Origin of the sequence: Enterococcus crotali (assembly GCF_000633635.1) — a bacterium.
In the GTDB taxonomy this organism is placed as follows: domain Bacteria; phylum Bacillota; class Bacilli; order Lactobacillales; family Enterococcaceae; genus Enterococcus_L; species Enterococcus_L crotali.
In genome coordinates this window covers 50,147-70,152 of sequence record NZ_AYPQ01000005.1, presented here as the reverse complement: position 1 = coordinate 70,152, position 20,006 = coordinate 50,147, and the positions used below count along the sequence as shown (strand labels likewise).

Genomic DNA, 20,006 nt, shown 5'->3' with positions numbered 1-20,006 from the left:
TTTCTCGGGATTAAACACTTCTATCCCATCCTCTTTGCAAATTTACTATTCTGGCTTTTCGCGTTTAGCTGCTCGTTCAGCTCTTCTTGCCGCTCTTTTGGCTTCGGCCTCTGGATCAACTATTCGTTCTTTCTTCACACGGGGGGCTTTTTCAACCACTGCTTCGTCTGTTGTTTTTTCTAATTTTGCTCGAATTTTTTCTTCTTGGCCTGCCATGCGTGCATAATTATAAAAACGATTTTTTGCATCATCCACCGTTTTTTCAAATAGTTTACCAGCAAATTCAGGTTGTGTTGATTCTAATGAAGAAAAACGAACTTGTTTGCGCATAAAGTTAGTCATCTCATCAAAATTCGGTTTTTTGTAATCTAAAGTCATAGGATTTTTACCTATTTCTTTCAACTCTGGATTGTAGCGATACAATGACCAGTAACCAGAATTAACTGCTTCTTTCGCTTCTTCTAATGTTTTGCTCATACCACCGGCCAATCCATGAGTAATACATGGTGTGTATGCGATGATGATCGATGGTCCTGGGAAACGTTCTGCTTCTTCAAAAGCTTTGATCGTCTGCATTTGATTGGCACCAGATGCGATTTGAGCCACATAAACATTACCATAAGTCATCGCCATCATCCCTAGATCTTTTTTAGAGACATATTTCCCACTTGCAGAAAATTTGGCAATGGCAGAAGCAGGTGTCGCTTTAGATGTTTGGCCACCAGTATTAGAATAAACCTCATTGTCCAACACTAACATATTGACATCTGCACCACTGGCCAGAACATGATCGATCCCGCCATAACCGATATCATAGGCCCAACCGTCTCCACCGATCATCCACTGACTATTTTTTACAAATAAATCATTGTCTGCATAAACCGCTTCTAATAATGGCTGATTCATTTTTTCATCAAGTAATGCAGCTTTTAGTTTAGCTGCACGTTGCTGTGTGCCTTCCCCTGTATGCATGTGGTCGATCCAGTCTTCCATCAATAATTTTAATTCAGATGAAGCAACACTCATCGCTTCACTCATCTTCATCGCTAAATGTTCACGACGTGTTTGACTAGCTAGAAGCATACCATAACCAAATTCAGCATTATCTTCTAGCAACGAATTAGACCAAGCAGGTCCTTGACCTTGGTCATTAGTTGTGTAAGGTGCAACCGGCGCTGCACCACCCCAGATGGAAGAACAACCAGTAGCATTTGCAATCATCATGCGATCACCAAACATTTGAGTCAATAATTTCACATAAGGTGTTTCTCCACAACCAGAGCAGGCTCCTGAAAATTCTAGTAGGGGTTTGTTAAATTGTGTACCTAAAACCGTATTTGGTTTAGCTGGATTTTCTTTTTGTTTCAAGGTCATAGAAAATGCCCAGTTCATTGCTTGTTCTTTTTGTTCTTCATAAGGTTTCATAACTAAAGCTTTGCCTTTAGCAGGACACGCATCCACACAAAGACCGCAACCCGTACAATCTTCTACAGAAACTTGAATACGGTATTTTAGTCCGTCGGCTCCGCGCATTTCTCTTACAATATAGCCTGCTGGTGCTTCTTCCATTTCTTCATCATCAGCTAAAAATGGACGAATCGCAGCATGCGGACAAACAAACGCACATTCATTACACATCGTACAACGATCACTATTCCATTCAGGTACTTCTACTGCAATCCCTCGTTTTTCCACAGCAGTAGTTCCAAGCGGCATCCGACCGTCTGTCATGTCATTTTTGATAAACGCGCTAACGGCAAGATCATTTCCTTCTTGGCGGTTGATTGGTTCGACGATTTCATGAACATAGTCTGTCACATTGGCAAGGCGCGCTTTGGGTTTGATTTCAATTGTCTTCCAAGTAGTTGGAACTTCGACTTTATGCAAAAGCTCGACAGTACGATCAATTGCTTGAACGTTCTTTTCAACCACTGACATCGATTTTCTAGCATAACTTTTGAAAGCTTCCTCTTTTAAGATTGGCAACACTTCATCAAATGGCATGATATTCGCTAATTTGAAAAAGGCAGTTTCCATCGCGGTATTGATCCGTCCGCCTAAACCAACTTCACTGGCAAGTTTAACGGCATTGATCGTATAAAAATGAATATCATTTTCAGCTAAATAACGTTTTAGTTTACTTGGTAAGAAACGTTCTAGTTGCTCATCATTCCAAACCGTATTAAGTAAAAATGTACCGCCCTTTTTCAAGCCTTTAACCAAATCATAGGTGTTTAAGTAGGCCGCTGTGTGACAAGCAACAAAATCTGCATGTTCGATCAAATAAGTTGAGCGGATCGGTGTTTCACCAAAACGTAAATGAGAGACTGTTAACCCACCCGACTTTTTCGAATCATAGTAAAAGAAGCCTTGAGCATATTTATCGGTATGATCTCCAATGATCTTGATTGCTGATTTATTCGCTCCAACTGTGCCATCAGAACCAAAGCCCCAAAATTTTGCTTGATAAGTTTTGGGATTTGTTAGATCCAACGCTTCTCCACACTCAAGAGAAGTATAGGTCACATCATCCACGATCCCAATCGTAAAGCGAGATTTTGCTGCTTTTTTATCTTTTAGCAATTCATCATAGATTGCGACGATTTGATTTGGCAATACATCTTTTGATCCTAACCCATAACGTCCACCAATGATCATTGGACGCAAATCAGATTCGTACATTGCACTTTGAACATCTAAAAGTAACGGCTCACCACCAGCGCCCGGTTCTTTCGTACGATCCATCACGCCAATTGCTTTAACTGTTTTGGGCATTTTTTCTAAAAAGTTTTCAAGCGGAAATGGACGATATAAATGGATATTTAAAAAACCGACTTTTCTACCTTGTTTTGTTAAATAATCAATCGTTTGTTCAATTGCTTGAGCCGCTGATCCCATTGAAACGATCACTTCTTCAGCGTCTTCTGCACCATAATATGTAACCAAATCATAGCGAGTCCCTCTTAGCAAATTGATTTCATCCATATATTTTTTTACAATAGCTGGAATTTGTTCATAGTAGCTATTGATCGTTTCTCGTTGTTGGAAATGAATATCTGGATTTTGATTCGTTCCACTTACAGAAGGATGGTTTGGATTCATACTTCTATTGCGGAAGCTATCTAATTTTTCGTGATCTACTAATGGTGCTAGTTCTTCATAATCCAATACTTCAATTTTTTGAATTTCATGACTTGTCCGAAATCCATCAAAAAAGTTGATAAAAGGAACGCTTGATTCAATTGAAGCTAAATGTGCGACAGGTGATAGATCCATCACTTCTTGCACACTGCTTTCGCAAAGCATAGCAAAACCAGTCTGGCGCGCAGCCATCACATCTCCGTGGTCACCAAAAATATTCAACGCATTGGTTGTCACAGCACGGCTGGCTACATGAAATACTGACGGAAGTAGTTCTCCGGCAATTTTATACATGTTTGGAATCATCAATAATAGCCCTTGAGAAGCAGTATATGTAGTAGTTAATGCACCAGTTTTTAGTGAGCCATGGACAACTCCCGCAGCACCTGCTTCTGATTGCATTTCAACGATTTTTACAGGTTGCCCAAAAATATTTTGTTTGCCCTCAGCTGACCATTGATCGACTAGTTCAGCCATTGTTGAACTTGGTGTAATTGGATAAATAGCGGCTAATTCAGTAAACGCATATGAAATGTATGCAGCGGCTGTATTTCCATCCATCGTCTTCATTTTTCGCATTATAATATTCATCATCCTTCTATATAAAGTAGAATAGTTGCACGCATATTCCTCTTCATTATAACGGATGCTAGTCAAATTTGAAACAGTTTGTGAAAAAATTTCACAAACTTATTAATTATTTTTCTTTCTCTCCTTTGAAAAACGATGCTTTTTTGTGAAAAATAAAAAAAGATCAGCCGGAAGTTGGAAACTAAACAGTTCCTTTTAACCTTTGATCTAATTTTTATTTCTTTGGCTTTCTTCTTTTTCTATATCTTAATCCTTTTTCCGACAACCTTCTCACTAACTGATAAAACCATTGATCTGTAGGTGAAAGCCAAATTTTTTTTAGTTCATTGCGTTTGTCTGTATCAAAATATCTAGGCGGATTGCCGTCTAATTTATGATGCGTCCCCTCTCGATCCTCTCTAGGTCGCTTGCCATAGTTAAAAGATTCACCATTTACGATTGCACTTTCTAAGTAATCACTAAATTCATTCGACGTTTTCCATTGACTTAACAGTTGACCTTGCTCATCTAAAATAAATTCACTATGATAATCGCCAGATAGAATTTTGCGATAAAAACCGCGTTTTCTGATTTTCTTAACAAGCCCTTGATTACTAAGTGTTCTAGTTGCTCTATACAGGTCATCCATCAAGATATCGACACCTAAGCAAGCCCGATTATGATATTGAGGATCCGCATAAAACCAATTATTTCTGAGAATCAGTTTGATTGCTGCTTCATCATTTTTTAAGCCATGGATTTGCTTATAATTTTCTATATATTCAATATTATTTTTATCTAATCGATTCCTGAATTGATGGATTTTTGTTTCAGTCGCATATTTTTTCTTGATAGCTGTTTTTGTTCGTTTTTTATCTGTCTTTGCTATGATCAAACCATTTGGATAGGCACGTTGTACTGTTTCTGAGTAACTTGCTAGAAATGGGGCTCCCGGCGGCATTTGAGGACAAAATAGATACTCTGATGGCGCAAAGTATAAATCGCCCTTTTCATCTAATTCTCCGCCTAAATGATCGATCACTAGTACTGCCTTTTCTTGATCTAAAAGCCGACTTTTTATAAACATTTTTGTATAAATATCAGAACCAATGAAAAAAACAGCTTGGAAAACGTTCTTTGTTTCTTCACTCACTCTTTCTATACTGTTATCTTTGTATTCGTTTAGCTGATTTATGTATACAACAAGAGCGGCCTCATCCCACCCTTGCTGCTGAAGTTTTTGAATCTGCTCTAAAATAGTTTCTTTATACAACTTAAATTGAAGTTCAGTCATCTTTTTTGGTTTTTCGATTTTTTCAAGGATAGCTAAACATACTTGTATCTCTTCCATGATGTTTCTCCTTAGCGTTCATTTGAACTCTACTATACCTGTTTTTTTATCAAATGCACACTAATTTGAACGAATCAAAAAATCAAACTGCATATTTTTTACGCGTGAATCTCATAAGTTTTTCTAGTTTTCTCTAAAACAAATGATGGTTTTGTGTCTTTATTTTTATGTGCCTCTCGATGCTCTTGTAAATGCTCTGGACGTTTCAACCAGTTTTGAAAATCTTTTTTACTCTCCCATTTAGAAACCAGCATAAACTCACAGCTTTCTTTTTCTTCTGAAAACCAGCACTCACTCGATAAACACCCAGAAAATTCTAACATAGAAGCAACATCCTTACTTGTTTTAGCTTCAAATATTTCTTTGCCTTCTTTTTTTACATTAAATGTAACAGTTTGAACGATCATATTTATCTCTCCCTTTCGCTTTCCAATTGATAATGATTCTCACTTAGAAGTATAACACACTTCTTCCTCACTGGCCGAACTATATTTTTGCTATTGACAGACAATCCACTGTGTAACACACATTATCAGAACAGTTCAACGAAATTTTTAATTTCTTAGAACCTTGTATTCTCACCTCTCTCAAAATATATTAGGCCAGACAATTGGGCGTTTATCACCACAGAAAAACGAGTCAATCTTATAACGCATGAAAAAAATTTTTAGTATCATTTATTTAAAAATAAATAAAAATCCTACGAAACACATTTTTTCAAATGTTGATTTCATAGGATTTTTTTCATCTTAACGATTCAGTTTGTTTCAGAAAAACTAATTTATTCCCAGTAAAACACAATAATTAATATAATTCTAAATATTGCTCTCTTTCCCATTCAGAAACAGTTTGACGGAAAGCAGCCCATTCCATCCGTTTAGCTTCAACAAAGTTTGCATAGATATGATCACCTAAAGCCGCGATCATCACATCATCTTTACGCAATTCTTTGATCGCATTATGGATTGTTGAAGGTAAATCATGGATTTGTGCTTCTTTTCGTTCTTCTTCATTCATCACATAAATATTACGGTCGACTGCCTCTGGCGGAACAATTTCATTTTTGATTCCATCTAAACCAGCTTGTAAAAGCACAGCCATTGTTAGGTACGGATTAGCAGAAGGGTCCACTGAACGTAATTCCAAACGAGTTGATAATCCTCGTGATTCAGGAACACGTACCAACGGCGAACGGTTGCGTCCGCTCCACGCCACGTAGACGGGTGCTTCGTAACCTGGAACCAAACGTTTATATGAATTAACGGTTGGATTACAAACTGCTGTATACGCTCGAGCATGTTTTAATAGACCACCAAGGAAATAATAGGCTGTTTGGCTCAACTGCATTGGACCTTTTTCATCATAAAAGACATTTTCGTCTCCTTTGAATAGCGACATATTACAATGCATCCCTGATCCACTAATACCATACAATGGTTTAGGCATAAATGTCGCGTGCAATCCATGTTTTCTAGCAATCGTTTTAACAACTAATTTAAATGTTTGGATATTATCACAAGCTTCAATAACATCTGCGTATTTAAAGTCGATTTCATGTTGACCGGGAGCTACTTCATGATGAGACGCTTCTACCTCAAAGCCAAGACTCTCCAACTCAAGCACGATATCCCGACGGCAGTTTTCTCCAAGATCGGTTGGTGCAAAATCAAAGTAACCGCCTCGATCATTTAGGTCTGTTGTGATTTTACCATCTTCATCCAATTTGAATAGGAAGAATTCCGGCTCAGGTCCAAGATTGAAAGAAGTAAAACCTAACGCTTCCATATCAGCTAGTGCTCGTTTTAAGTTACCACGAGGATCTCCAGCAAAAGGCGTTCCATCTGGATTATAAATATCACAAATCAGACGAGCAACTTTCCCGTGAGTGCTCTCCCATGGAAAAATCATCCATGTAGATACGTCTGGATATAAATACATATCGCTTTCTTCGATTCTCACAAAACCTTCAATAGAAGACCCATCAAACATCATTTTGTTACTTAATACTTTATCTAATTGGCTCACTGGAACTTCTACATTCTTGATCGTTCCCATAATGTCAGTAAACATTAAACGTAAAAATCGAACATTTTCTTCATCGGCTATTCGTTTGATATCTTCTACTGTGTTTTGTTTTTTCGTCATTGCATCCTTCACGTCCTTCATTTTTTATGTGGCTCTCAAATTACAATTTTGGTCCTCTGGATTGGAATGGATTTTGTTGAGTAAGTCCGCCTTGAGAAATAAGTTCATCATATAAAATCTTCCGAACGTCTTCATCGGTCAACGGTTTGTTTGATTCTTGCGCATGCATTTGTTCTTCCAGCTTCATTTCGTAGACGCGTTTGATTCCCGCCATGTTTAGACCATCTGACAAATAATCTTTGATTTCCAACAAGACATCAATGTCATTTAGTGAATACATACGCCGGTTTCCTTCGCTTCTTTCCGGATGAATCAAATCCTGCTCTTCATAATATCGGATTTGACGTGCTGATAGGTCGGTCAATTTCATGACTGTACCAATTGGGAAAACAGACATCGATCTTCTCAGTTCCTTCTCTCTCATCTCCACCCCTCCTCTCTTCATTTAAACGCATAGTAGGCTCATTCCATTTCGACAGAAAAATAGGAAAATACGTTTGTGTATTTTTTACCACAGACAACTTTTATCTTTTTTCTGAGAAACGAACTTACATAGCTAGATAGATTAGATATAGAATATCAATACTTTTTTCTCTTGTCAATGATTTATGTTAGGTTTTCTGACATAAAAATAAATAATCCAGTAAAAAGCTATTATATCAAGTTATTTCTATATCACTTATAGCTAAATAAAAAAGGTATCTTTAACGATACCTTTGTGGAAAACATAGTTCTTCTCATATTTAGTTTAAAAAAAGTACAAACATAAAATTGATCACAGGTATAAAACAACCATAAAACAGCAACCGTTTTTTTTCGTTTTGACTTCCACTTGCTTGAACTTGCTGATAGAGTATAAATAAAATAACCAGCAGAAAAATGGACGAACACATAAGCACTCTAGCACCAGACGCATACATTGTCGGTGAGAACCACATCAATATGGAAGAAAATAAGGCAGCGCTGTAACTTAGACCAATAAAGATTTTTTGTTTAGAAACAGATATAGATAAGGCAGCAACTAATCCAAAAAACAATCCCCACGCTATATAAGGCAAAACAGCATTCAATACTGTCCCACTTAAAAAGTTGCCTGCTTTTAATGAATCGATCCAATTTCCTTCGTTGATAAGTCGAAAATTAGTAAATCTATTGGGAAAATTATAGAGCAGTAAAAACAAAAATACTGTATATCCTGCTACTACTTTAGCCAATAGTTTGGAAAAACCAATAACTAGAGAAACGGCGAGAATAACAATAAACAGAAGCAATAATTTTGTTTGCCAGCCTTCAAATAACCATGAACTTCCTCTTAATACTCTTGCCATTGGCGATAACTTATTAAAATCCGGCATCCACATATCTATTTCCTGCTGCATTCTAATCTTGTTTCCTGGTGCTAAAAACATAAAGGTGAATCCAATAACAAAAAATGTAGTTGGAATATACAAGAAATAGTTTTCTTTTCGCTTTTTGATCAGCATTGCAACATGATAAACTATGACAACACCAATAACACACGCAATCAACTGCTCATTTGAAAATGAAAAAATAAGCGCAGGAACCAAATATAACCAAACTGACGTTTTTTTGTTTCTAAAAAAATGATCCGCATAAGGAATCAACGCAAACAGCCCTAAAGCTAGTGGCCATAAATAATTAATCGCTCCAGTGATCCAAAAAATCGAATCTTTCATAACCCAGACATTGATAAATCCAAGTGATAAAAATGCGACTAAAAAATTTTTGCGGCTAACAGTCCCTACAAATATCCGTACTAAAGAATAACTATATAATAACCAGGCACAGGCACTGATTAGATGATGAACAAATAAAGGAACTAAAAAGATCAGATAGAGCATGACTTCTGGAAAGAGACGGGCCGACCAATTATTATAACGCCATTGTAGAAACCCAACAAAGCTATACTCTCGAGAAATATTCATAAACCATCCGTCATCTGTGCTCATATCCACGTTAAAATTTGAAAGATATAAAACTGCCAAAACGAGCAAACCACCATAAAATAAATAATTACTTTTAATAAATTTTTGCAACTCTAAATACCGCCCTAACCTCTCATTTTTTATTTAGTATATCATTACACAAGTCAAATAACTACATGAAATAAATAAAAAAACTGAGAAAAAAAACACACAAGGTTTTCTCACTCAGTTATATAATATAAAAATTATAATCTTATTTCCATCTACTGTAACGACTGATATTGTTATTATTCATCTGATTCACGTGTCCACTTAGAGTTCTTTTTAGCGAACCCTTTAACATGATAGACATTTTCCAGTTCTTCAAAGGTTTCCGATAAAAGCAAGGTATGACGTTTCAATTCACTTAATTGCTGTCCTTGGTTTGAAGGAATATCAAGCTCATATGGAACTAATAATTCCATCATTTTCTCTCTGACAGCTTTTGTTAGTTCTTCTTTTCCAAGTGTACTCTTAGCTGAAACCAAAATATTAGGAAACAGAGTAGGGACAAAATCAGCTTCATCGATTTGATCACTTTTATTGTAAACTGTTAAAACCGGAATCTGCTCCAAATCTAGATCGTTCAGTAAGTCGACAACTGTTTGTTCATGCTGTAAACGATCTTCTGCACTTGCATCGACCACATGCAACAACAAGTCCATACCTCGGCTTTCTTCCAAAGTTGACTGAAACGCTTCGATCAGCTGTGTCGGTAAATCTTGAATAAACCCTACAGTATCTGTTAACGTTACGATCATTCCTTGCGGTAGTTGCCATTTTTTAGTTAAAGGATCAAGCGTAGCAAATAATTGATCTTCTGAATAAGTGCCAGCTGTTGTCAGTAAATTTAAAATCGTTGATTTTCCAGCGTTCGTGTAGCCGAGTAAACCAATTTGAAACAAATCTGACGATTGACGTTTTTGTCTGCTTCTCTCACGATGAGCTGACACTTCCTTTAGCTCACGCTTGATTGCGATAATCTTATCACGAATATGACGACGGTCTGATTCAAGCTTGGTTTCTCCAGGACCTCTAGTTCCGATTCCCCCACCTAAACGAGATAACTGTTTACCTTGTCCAACCAATCGAGGCAGCAAATAATTCAACTGAGCCAGCTCAACCTGTAATTTCCCTTCCCTTGAGCGTGCCCGCATCGCAAAAATATCTAAAATCAATTGTACTCGATCAATTACTTTTACACCAAGAGCTTCAACAATCAGTTGATTTTGTCTTGGTGTTAATTCATGGTTGAAAATGACGATATCTGCTTCATAAGCATCCACTAACTGAACTAATTCTTCTACTTTTCCCTTACCAATCACAGTCTGTGAATCTACTCGAGGACGCTTTTGGGTTAAAGAAAAGACAACTTCTCCTTGTGCAGTCTTCGTTAAGTTTTTTAATTCTTTCATAGAACCTTCAAATCGAGTGTAATTCCTCTCTGTTTCTACCCCGACTAAGATAACCTTTTCTGCTATTTTATCCATTTTTTGTCCTTCCTAAGTTTCCAGCCAATCCTCTATATCCTGTTCTAAAGTTAAAAGAGTTTCAGGCGCTTGTACTAAATCCCACCAGCTGGCATTCATGCGATTTCTAAACCAGGTCAATTGCCTTTTCGCGTATCTTCTAGAATTTTGCTTTACTTGTTCAATTGCTTCATCTAAAGTTTCTTTGCCTTCAAAATAAGGGAAGAACTCTTTATATCCAATCCCTTGAATCGATTGTTGTGTTTGCCTTTTATAAAGTAGTTCCGCTTCTTTTAAAAGACCTTGTGTCATCATTATATCTACACGCATATTGATACGATCATAAAGTACAGCTCGATCAGTTTCTAATCCAACCAAGAAATAATCATATAATTTTTTTGGTTTTTCTTTAGGAGTTAAAATACTAAATCCTGTTTTATCAAATACTTCTAGTGCCCGAACCACTTTTTTACGGTTATTGAAATGGATACTTTCAGCTGCTTGATTATCTTTTTCTTGTAATAACGCCCATAAGCGTTGGTTTCCATGCGTTTCAGCAAATTTCTCATACTTCTCGCGTAATTCAGTTGATTCATCTTTGGCACCTAATTCAAAGTCATAAAGCAATGCTTGAACATATAATCCTGTTCCACCCACAACAATTGGCAATTTCCCTTTTGCTGTGATCGAGTCGATTGCCTGACGTCCTTCTTTTTGAAAATCTGCTACAGAATAAGTCTCAGATAGGTCTCGGCAATCTATCAAATAGTGCCTTATGCCCGCACGTTCTTCTTCAGTCACTTTTGCTGTGCCTATATCCAAATCTTTATAGACTTGCATTGAATCTCCACTAATGATTTCTCCATTCAACTTTTTAGCTAACTCAATACTCAAAGAGGTCTTGCCAACTGCTGTTGGTCCCACGATTACTAATACTTTTTTCAATCTTTTCATCCTTTATTTTGTATCAATTCGCGTATTTTCAATGCCTTAGCTGGATAGTCTGTATGAATTCCAGCCAAATGATGACTAAAGCAAAGTATCATCTTTTCTTCCTCATTGACAGTCCAAGGACGAATTGCTTTGGGAAATTCCGCTAAATCCTCTACATGCTCCAACACCCAATCGATTTTAGGATGAATCCCTTCAATAAATTCTGATTGAAGCGCTCGTTTCTCATCTTCTTTTGACATATAAAATACTGAAGCAATAGTTTTATTTTTTTCTATTTCCCAGATTTTCTCCAAACTTTCAAAATAAAAACTTGAATACATATATTCAAAAGGCCAAGGCTGCGACTTCATGAGCTGAACAATAATCTGTTCGATTCCTTTATAATGAATTTTGTCTGTTTTTATTTCAATATTCAATATTCCTTGAAAGTTCTCTTTTTTAAGTAACATGACCACTTCTTCTAAAGTAGGAATTTCTTGAACCATTGGATTTTTTTCAAACCAGCTACCGGCATCTAATTGCTTTAATTCTGCTAATGTTAGACTGCCAACTTCTCCATGACTATCGGTAGTACGATCGATCGTTTCATCATGTATCACAATCAGCTGATTATCTTTTGATAACTGAACATCTAACTCGATTCCATCGGAACCAACACGAATAGCTTCTTTAAATGCGGCTAAGGTATTCTCCGGATGGGTCCCTTTACTTCCGCGGTGGGCGATTATTTTTGTCACAGTTCTCCCTCCAATCGAAATCATTGTATCATTCCTAACAACGAGTATCAAACAATTAAAAGGATTTTATTTGTTCAAAAAACGAGGCTGAGACATAACTCTACGAGTCACATCTCAGCCTCAAGGAATCCGAATAAACGGTGGGAGCAAAAGCAACTCCTTCGGAAATAAACGCTTTTGTCTCACCCTCGTTTCGATAGTCTATTGGATTAATCAGACTTACCTTTCAAAAACCTATTTATCGATGTTACTAAGTTCATAAGAAACGTATTTTTCAAGTCCAGACTTAATATTGTAATTTGGTTGATAACCAACAGCTTTCACTTTAGAAATATTGGCAAGAGAATGCTTGATATCACCAGAACGCTCGTCTTCGTACTGAATCGGTAAATTCACTTCTAAAAAGCTATCTATAGTAGAAACTAATTCATTCAACCCAATTGCTTCACCAGTCCCAATATTGTACACTTCTCCTAATGTATCTTGTGAAGTGGCAACAAGGTTTAGTGCTTGAACGACATCTTCGATAAAAACAAAATCTCTTGATTGTGTTCCATCGCCAAACATGGTGAATGTCGATTTTTCTTTATTTAATAGTTTCTTGTAACGATCCATCATAATCGATATAACACCCGAATACGGTGATTCAGGATTTTGCTTTGGTCCATAAACATTAAAGAAACGTACCGCACTTGTCGGAACATTGTACAAATGATAGTAATCCACCACATATTTTTCTGCAGCAAATTTATCTATTGCATAGGGCGTTAGTGGTCTAATAATGGATTCTTCTTGTTTCGGTAAGGTTGGTTCATCTCCATATACTGCTGCAGATGAAGAGAAGACCAAACGTTTTAGTTCTTTTTGATATTTTCTTACCAATTCTAATAATTGTAGAACGCTATCAAAATTAACATCATGGGTTTCTAATGGTCTTTCTACTGAATCCGCAACACTTGCAATTGCAGCTAAATGGAAAATATAATCAAACTGATTGTCTATAAGGATTTTTTGCATTAACTGTTTATCAGTAACACTTCCTTTGACAAATTCAATATTTTCAGAATTGGCCAAATTTTGTTGATTTCCCATGGATAAGTCATCCACAACAAGAACGTTATGGTTTTCACTGTAATAATTAGCTAGTGTAGATCCAATGAATCCAGCACCGCCTGTAATAAGTATCTTGCTCATAATCACACTTCCATTCCCATTCACTTACTCAAAGAATTCTAATTCTTATAAGTATTAATATTTGATTATCAAGATTTATAAAAATGATACGTCTCTTCCAATGTGTTAATGCCATAAGCTTGAGGAACACCTGAAGCTAAAAAATCTGGTCCTGGTGCCCCTTGCTCAGTCAGATATTCCTTATTAAGCCATTTTTGACTCCATAAAATAATTTTATCCGCCTCTGGAGTAGCAGTTCCCGTTATCAGACCAAACCCTTTAATGATTAATAAACCAAACGGAAGGTCTTCTGTAAAATACCTAGATGTAAAATCCGGGACAAATGTCTGATCTGAAACTTTTTTCATTGGGGACAAAATATTCTTAAAAGCTGAAATGCTTTTTATTTTATTGGTCATTGTCTCAACAGTCGGTGCCTCATAATGTTCACGAATAGTCTTGATAGTCGATAATTCTAATTCGGGCATAGCCAAGATAATTGTTCTTAACTCTTTATCTAAAGCAATCAAACTGTCAGAAGAGTCCAATGTCCAATCTCTATAGAAATAGGGAACCTTGGAATAAGTGATGTTTGAATGATATTCTTTAAACATGCTATATATTCTAGAAGTATGTAAAATGGCATTAGAGGGCGTCAACGAAACCTCTAAATAATTTTTCAACGGATAAACGGGTAATTGTAAAAGGTCTTCTAAAGTTTTTGCGACAGTAACTGTTTCTTTTTTAGGGATTACAGCCACATTAACAGACTCTTTTTTGGAAAACTCGACCGAATGATTTTTTTCAATTAATCGAGCAATATAAGGAACCCTATCTAAACCAAAAATCACATGTTTTTGTGTAAATACTTGTTTAGTTATATACTCAGCTCCACCGCTTCCTGGAACAACACCAAAAAGAATTGGTTTTGTTAGAAAAACTGAAACATTTTTAACAAATGACTCCAACATAAAAGATGGATAAGTAACGATAATCATGTCCACATCTTTAACGGCAACTTCTAAATCATTCGTAACTAAATTAATTGTCGTACTCATTTCTTTCGTTGAACCCATTTTATTTAACGTAAACGGGTGATCCTGCCCTAAATGGACAGAAGTAAATACGCGAACATCATGACCTCCTAAAGAAAGCATCCCAGCTAGTGCACTTCCAATATTTCCAAAGCCAACAATACAAATTTTCATTATTTTACCTCCAAGATTATTGATATTTGTTCATAAGTAAAAAAGAAGGAAACTTTGGATAAACCCAAGTCGATTTTGGTGGTAAAACTGTATCATTTTTAGCAGCTTCAATAAATTCTTTTTTAGAAAGTGCGTGCGTTTCAAGTATAACATCTTGTTCAGAAAATGATTTGGAATTTTTTAGCATTTCTTCTGATATATATTGAATCTCTGCTTGGTCAAAACTACGAAAAGCTTGGGAAATGATTTGAGTGTTTAATCGATAAATATCATTATTCCAAAAAGCATCTGATGCTAAATCAATTAAACGAATCAAATAATGATCACGCCCTCTTGACATTCTAACATGCCCTTTAGGCAAAACTGAATCAGCCGCTACTTTTTTTAATTCAAATTTCTTACTTAAAAAATTTAAGGCATGTAAATACATTTCATCGGATACCTCTTTCAACAAACGATGAATTGGTAAGATATCTAAGTAATCAAAACTCATGACACAAGCAAAAACAGTTTGTTTAAAGTTTGACAAGGAGGTTGTATACAATCTATGATGCCCATCACCAATAAACAACTGGTCCAAATCCTGATACTGTGAAAGAAGTTTTGCAGCCTTTTCTCCCTGATAAATAAACAATTCATAATCGTTAATAGCATGCCGTTTATCTGGTTCATTTACTTTAACAAAACTCTCCAAATCAATTAAACTTTCATGTCCTAATAAAACGGGAGCTGCTTCACCGTTATAACCGTGAAAATTACTGAGCATTCCTTGAACCGTTGAAGGAAGAACTAATTCATGACTTTTAACGTTGCCTTTGATGTACTCCTCTTTTGGTAGATTAGCGATTAATCCCCATTTCTCTTTGTTTTTAAAAACAACAATAGAATCAGAGATCTCAACAATTTTTTGACCATTCAAAAAATCCTTCTCTTCTTGATTTAAAAATAAAGTTCGTTCATCAAATTTAACACTTCCCTCTGAGAGTTGGACTAAATTGATGAATTCTGAGTCGTAAATATGTCCACTAGTATTCAAATAGCTAGTTTGCATAGGTAACAATAAAACCATGATTTCAGTTCTCCTTTATAGATCTACTTTCTAGTAATTCAATATCCGTTTTAAAGCTTCAACAATTTTTTTATTTTCATCACTTTTCTTCACTGCAATTCTTACGTATTCTCCCTCAAAACCATCTTTTCCAGATAAGTCCTTGATAAAGATTTTGTCTTTATCTAATAGAATTGTAGCCAATTCTCGAGCACTTACTTTACCTGTAAGACGGCAAGTAAAATAGTTAGCTTGTGAATCAATTACTTCAAAATCTGATACTTCAGCCATTGCAGAATGAAAATCTTTACGGATCTTATAAAATAAATCTAATGCTGATAGATAGTCTTTTTTATATTTTTCAAAAATTTGTAAGAAGAACTCTCCAAATGAGTTGATATTCCAAATAGAAACATCTGATTTAATATAGCTGATTAATGATTCATCACTCGTCATCAAGAAACCTAAACGTACACCTGGAACGCCAAATGATTTGGAGATACTTTTTATAATAATTAAATTAGGATGTTGCATCAAAATTTCTCGATCAATTAAAGATGGTACCTCTTCAAAATCGACAAAATCATTAAACGATTCATCCAATATTATAGTTATTTCATGTGCCTTTGCCCACTCTAGTAGTGTGATGACATCTGATTTCGGAATATAATTCCCAGTAGGATTATCTGGATTGATTAAAACTAAATAATCAATTGGATTTTCTGAATAAAAAGCCATGATATCATTTGCAGTATATTGGAAATTTTTATCTTTAGGGTAATATTTAACAATTTGGTCTTTCGTTAAGCGATTTGGATATTCCTCAAAAGTTGGTGCAATAATCCCATATTTTCCGCCATTTTTTTCCATCAAAGACTTAATCAATTCTGCAGCACCATTTCCTACTACTACATGCTTTTCTGGAACGTTGTAAAATTTTGCTACTAATGATGAGTTCACTTTAAGACCAGAAGGATAATCAATAATTAAACGTTCCATATTTGATTTCATTTCGTCAACCATTCTTTTAGGCGGATAAAATGGATTAACCAAATAACAAAAATCAATTACTTTAGGATATCTCCAGTAACCACCATATCTTTGTTGAAATGCATCTAATTTTTTCGATGGCGTCGTATTAAAAAGAGAGCTAGCAACATCTAAATCTTGTAAATCATCAATTTCATACCAAGGAACATCTTCAATGTCTAATGCTTTGACTAAAGTAGCATCAAACTGAGTAATTGTTTTTAATGTTGTCTCATAGTACTCGTCTTTCCCAAAGGCACTCATTTGAGCTTCTAAAAATGGAAAATAAATAGATTCTGAAAATTCTTTACTAAATTTGTAAATATTAACCGTTTTGTAGTAACTTCTAGTTTCGTTAAAATTAAAACGTTTCTTATCAATAAAGTCTGTAATGTTACTGTTTTCATCCATTTTTACAACAGTACCATCCATCCAAGATTCAAATTTTGATACAACCGCTAAATTTTTAAAATCAGAAGCTAAGACTTCGTCCAGAAGCTGATCTGCAAAAATCAAGTCTGATTCTAGTAAAATCGTATCTTCCTGACACATTAATTCTTTAGCCAGATAAACGGAATAAATATTGTTTGTTTTATCATAATCATGGTTCGTTACAAATACGACTGGTGTCTTGATTTGGATTGATTTGACATACTCTTCCATAACATCATACTTATAGCCATCTACAATCACGATTCTTTCTAAATCCAGATTATCTAATTGACGTAACATTCTTTCAATTAATGACTTTCCATTTACTTCAACCATACTTTTGGTAGTACTTTTTGTGTACTCTTTCATTCTGCTTCCTAATCCAGCAGCTAAAATGAGACCTTGCATGTTATCCCTCCTATGATCTTGTTCAATACGATTATTTTTTCTTTTTATATGTTCGATCTCCAAACTCAAAATCATCCATTTCTAAATAAACGATATCATGTCTTGTTCCTCGTTCTTCTACAGGAGGAAGCTTCATATAATCTCCATAAGCTTGTTTCAACATCTGTTCATAGTTTGAATTCGCTAAAAACATACCATCCTCAAAGGGTATTCTAATTACATCATTTATCTCTACTTTATCTAAGGTTTCTGTCCTAAATTCCGTTGTAGCAGTGACGATCGACATATTTCGATTATTCGAATGGTTATATTTCTCAATTTCTTTTTGTCGTTTGTCAAGAAGCTCCCTTACAGAATACCTTCCCCATAAAAGATTTAGCATACTATAAATTATGCCACCTACTGGTGTTTGAGCACGAGTATAATAATTCATTCTCGTATGGATGACAAATGTTAGCATCTTGCATTTTTTAATTTGGACCCATCTTAAAAACTTGTTATCCGGTACTATATCAAATGGAAAGATATCAATAAAAACACCATTTTGAGCATTTCCATTTTTAGCATTATTTTCAACTAAAGTAGTATTCAAATTAATGATTTTTAAAAATGGTAATGGATAACCGGCATCTGTTTGATACGTTTGTAGCATATATTCCGTATTTTCTAAAGCTTCCGGAATCAATTTTACAAAACGCTCATAATTTTCCCTCGTCATGCCTAAATCAATATCATCATCCCACGGAATGAACCCCTTATGGCGAATCGCCCCTAACAACGTTCCTGCTGATAAAAAGTATGGAATGTTTTGTGTTTGACAAAATTTATCCACAAATTTTAATATTTCCAATTCTTTTTTTTGCAGTTGTTTTACAACACTATCTGATTTCAAAAGTAACCCTCCAAGTTATGTCTATTTAAGTTTTCTTTTTCGCCTTATTTAAAAGAACCTTGAAGTCCTCAGATATATTGGTCTGAAAAAGAAAAATCAAAATAAGAAATACAATAAACACTATACTTGAACGAATAAGCATATTCAAGAACAACGATGCTACAAAGTTAGGAATTAAAAATCCTAATACTAAAACTAACGCGAATATAACCATATATTTAAAAAACTCAGAACAAATATCTTTAATATCTAACCATTTGCGAATAACATAGACTCTGAAAATACAAACACAAAACTCGGTAACAATCAACGCAACAGTACCGCCATTTGCTCCCCATTTCGGTACCAGTATAAGATTTAAGATAACATCTATTACAGCACCAGCAATAAAAGGTATCGAATAATGCTTCAACAAGCCTTTTGCTAAAGTAAATTGATTCGCTAAAACACCACCAAATGCATTGGGTGCAATAATCAAACTAACAAATATCATATTATAGGTCATTGGAATAAATTCATTTCCAAAAAACCATTGAACAAAATCACGAGAATTACACATTAGTAAAACTGTCAGTAATAGGGAGATTAATGTTGTATACTCAACAGATTTTTTCAGTAATAACTGTAGCTTAGAACTGTCTTCACTATCTCCTGTGTCCACTTTAGCCATCAAAGGCATCATAACTAAGCTGATTGATGTAACGATTGATAACACGATTCGAACAATTTTCTGAGATTGATCGTAAAAAGAAAGCTCTGTCTTTGTTGATAATAATCCTACTAATGTTTTATCAAAAGTATTATACACTTGAATCGCAAATAACGGAATAAGCAAAAACAATGCTTGCTTCAAATAAGGAAAAGAAAATGATTTTTTGACTTTTCCATACGTTTTAAATTCCGCAAGTAAGCTGATCCAAAAGAAGATATTTGCTAAAAAAGTACTAATACTATTGATTCCCATATACAATAGTAAATCAGAACTGCTCTTTACAAGTAGAAACACCAAAATCAAAGAGCCGAATTTAACGATCGTGTTCCTAACAATTACTTTTTTTACCTCACCAATACCAAGGAAGTACCAAGAAATATCTAAAACATAAGCAATCAAGTAAGGAATTTGAATATAATAAACGCCTTTGTTCCCAACAAATATTGAAACAATCAATAAATAGAGACTCGTTACAATCAAACCACTTGCCAATTGGATAAACCATAATTGGAAAAAAACTGTGCCTCGATCCTTCTTATCCGCTTTAGCTATTTCTCTCGTACCTAACTGGCTCATCCCCATTAAGATGATCATGTTCAAAAAACCAACAATTGAAATAACAAATGAATTAATACCAAGCAATTCCGTTCCGAATATTCTTGATACATACGGCATTGTTACTAACGGAACAATCAGTATTACTACTTGATACATAGCCGTAAAAAATATATTACTCAATACTTTTTTCACTT

Annotated in this window: 15 protein-coding genes; all 15 read right to left on the bottom strand. The window is 35.1% G+C overall.

Annotated features, from left to right (window positions below; translation table 11 throughout):
* Positions 1–45 precede the first annotated feature (45 nt).
* Entirely contained in the window at positions 46–3,720 is a 3,675-nt protein-coding gene (nifJ, locus tag V192_RS0112175) for a pyruvate:ferredoxin (flavodoxin) oxidoreductase (RefSeq protein WP_025872120.1), read from the bottom strand.
* Positions 3,721–3,946: 226 nt separating this feature from the next.
* A complete protein-coding gene (locus V192_RS0112170) occupies positions 3,947–5,062 on the bottom strand; it encodes a DUF3114 domain-containing protein (RefSeq protein WP_025872119.1) in 1,116 nt (371 codons plus the stop codon).
* A gap of 98 nt (positions 5,063–5,160) precedes the next feature.
* Complete coding sequence (locus V192_RS0112165; RefSeq protein ID WP_025872116.1) at positions 5,161–5,469, bottom strand: antibiotic biosynthesis monooxygenase family protein; 309 nt, start codon at positions 5,467–5,469, stop codon at positions 5,161–5,163.
* 397 nt (positions 5,470–5,866) lie between these two features.
* Positions 5,867–7,207 carry a type I glutamate--ammonia ligase gene (glnA, locus tag V192_RS0112160; protein ID WP_025872114.1) on the bottom strand — a complete coding sequence of 447 codons (1,341 nt, stop codon included), beginning with the start codon at positions 7,205–7,207 and terminating at the stop codon, positions 5,867–5,869.
* Between the two features lie 40 nt (positions 7,208–7,247).
* Complete coding sequence (locus V192_RS0112155; RefSeq protein ID WP_010764139.1) at positions 7,248–7,631, bottom strand: MerR family transcriptional regulator; 384 nt, start codon at positions 7,629–7,631, stop codon at positions 7,248–7,250.
* A gap of 319 nt (positions 7,632–7,950) precedes the next feature.
* The gene (locus V192_RS0112150) at positions 7,951–9,264 is read right to left on the bottom strand and encodes a DUF6056 family protein (RefSeq protein WP_025872109.1); all 1,314 of its coding nucleotides are present in this window, start codon (positions 9,262–9,264) and stop codon (positions 7,951–7,953) included.
* A 176-nt stretch (positions 9,265–9,440) separates the two neighbouring features.
* The gene (gene hflX / locus V192_RS0112145) at positions 9,441–10,682 is read right to left on the bottom strand and encodes a GTPase HflX (protein ID WP_025872107.1); all 1,242 of its coding nucleotides are present in this window, start codon (positions 10,680–10,682) and stop codon (positions 9,441–9,443) included.
* 12 nt (positions 10,683–10,694) lie between these two features.
* Positions 10,695–11,606, bottom strand: a complete 912-nt coding sequence (gene miaA, locus V192_RS0112140; RefSeq protein WP_025872105.1) for a tRNA (adenosine(37)-N6)-dimethylallyltransferase MiaA — start codon at positions 11,604–11,606, stop codon at positions 10,695–10,697.
* Positions 11,607–11,611: 5 nt separating this feature from the next.
* The gene (locus tag V192_RS0112135) at positions 11,612–12,352 is read right to left on the bottom strand and encodes a glycerophosphodiester phosphodiesterase (protein ID WP_025872103.1); all 741 of its coding nucleotides are present in this window, start codon (positions 12,350–12,352) and stop codon (positions 11,612–11,614) included.
* Between the two features lie 234 nt (positions 12,353–12,586).
* The gene (locus V192_RS0112130) at positions 12,587–13,546 is read right to left on the bottom strand and encodes an NAD-dependent epimerase/dehydratase family protein (RefSeq protein ID WP_025872100.1); all 960 of its coding nucleotides are present in this window, start codon (positions 13,544–13,546) and stop codon (positions 12,587–12,589) included.
* 68 nt (positions 13,547–13,614) lie between these two features.
* Positions 13,615–14,733, bottom strand: coding sequence for an NAD/NADP octopine/nopaline dehydrogenase family protein (locus V192_RS20960; protein WP_025872098.1), 1,119 nt, complete (start codon positions 14,731–14,733; stop codon positions 13,615–13,617).
* A gap of 16 nt (positions 14,734–14,749) precedes the next feature.
* Entirely contained in the window at positions 14,750–15,802 is a 1,053-nt protein-coding gene (locus tag V192_RS0112120) for a DUF1015 family protein (protein ID WP_025872096.1), read from the bottom strand.
* Positions 15,803–15,832: 30 nt separating this feature from the next.
* Entirely contained in the window at positions 15,833–17,650 is a 1,818-nt protein-coding gene (locus V192_RS0112115; RefSeq protein ID WP_025872094.1) for an aminotransferase class I/II-fold pyridoxal phosphate-dependent enzyme, read from the bottom strand.
* 31 nt (positions 17,651–17,681) lie between these two features.
* Complete coding sequence (locus V192_RS0112110; RefSeq protein ID WP_025872092.1) at positions 17,682–18,542, bottom strand: LicD family protein; 861 nt, start codon at positions 18,540–18,542, stop codon at positions 17,682–17,684.
* Positions 18,543–18,567: 25 nt separating this feature from the next.
* Complete coding sequence (locus tag V192_RS0112105; protein ID WP_025872089.1) at positions 18,568–20,004, bottom strand: oligosaccharide flippase family protein; 1,437 nt, start codon at positions 20,002–20,004, stop codon at positions 18,568–18,570.
* Positions 20,005–20,006: the final 2 nt, after the last annotated feature.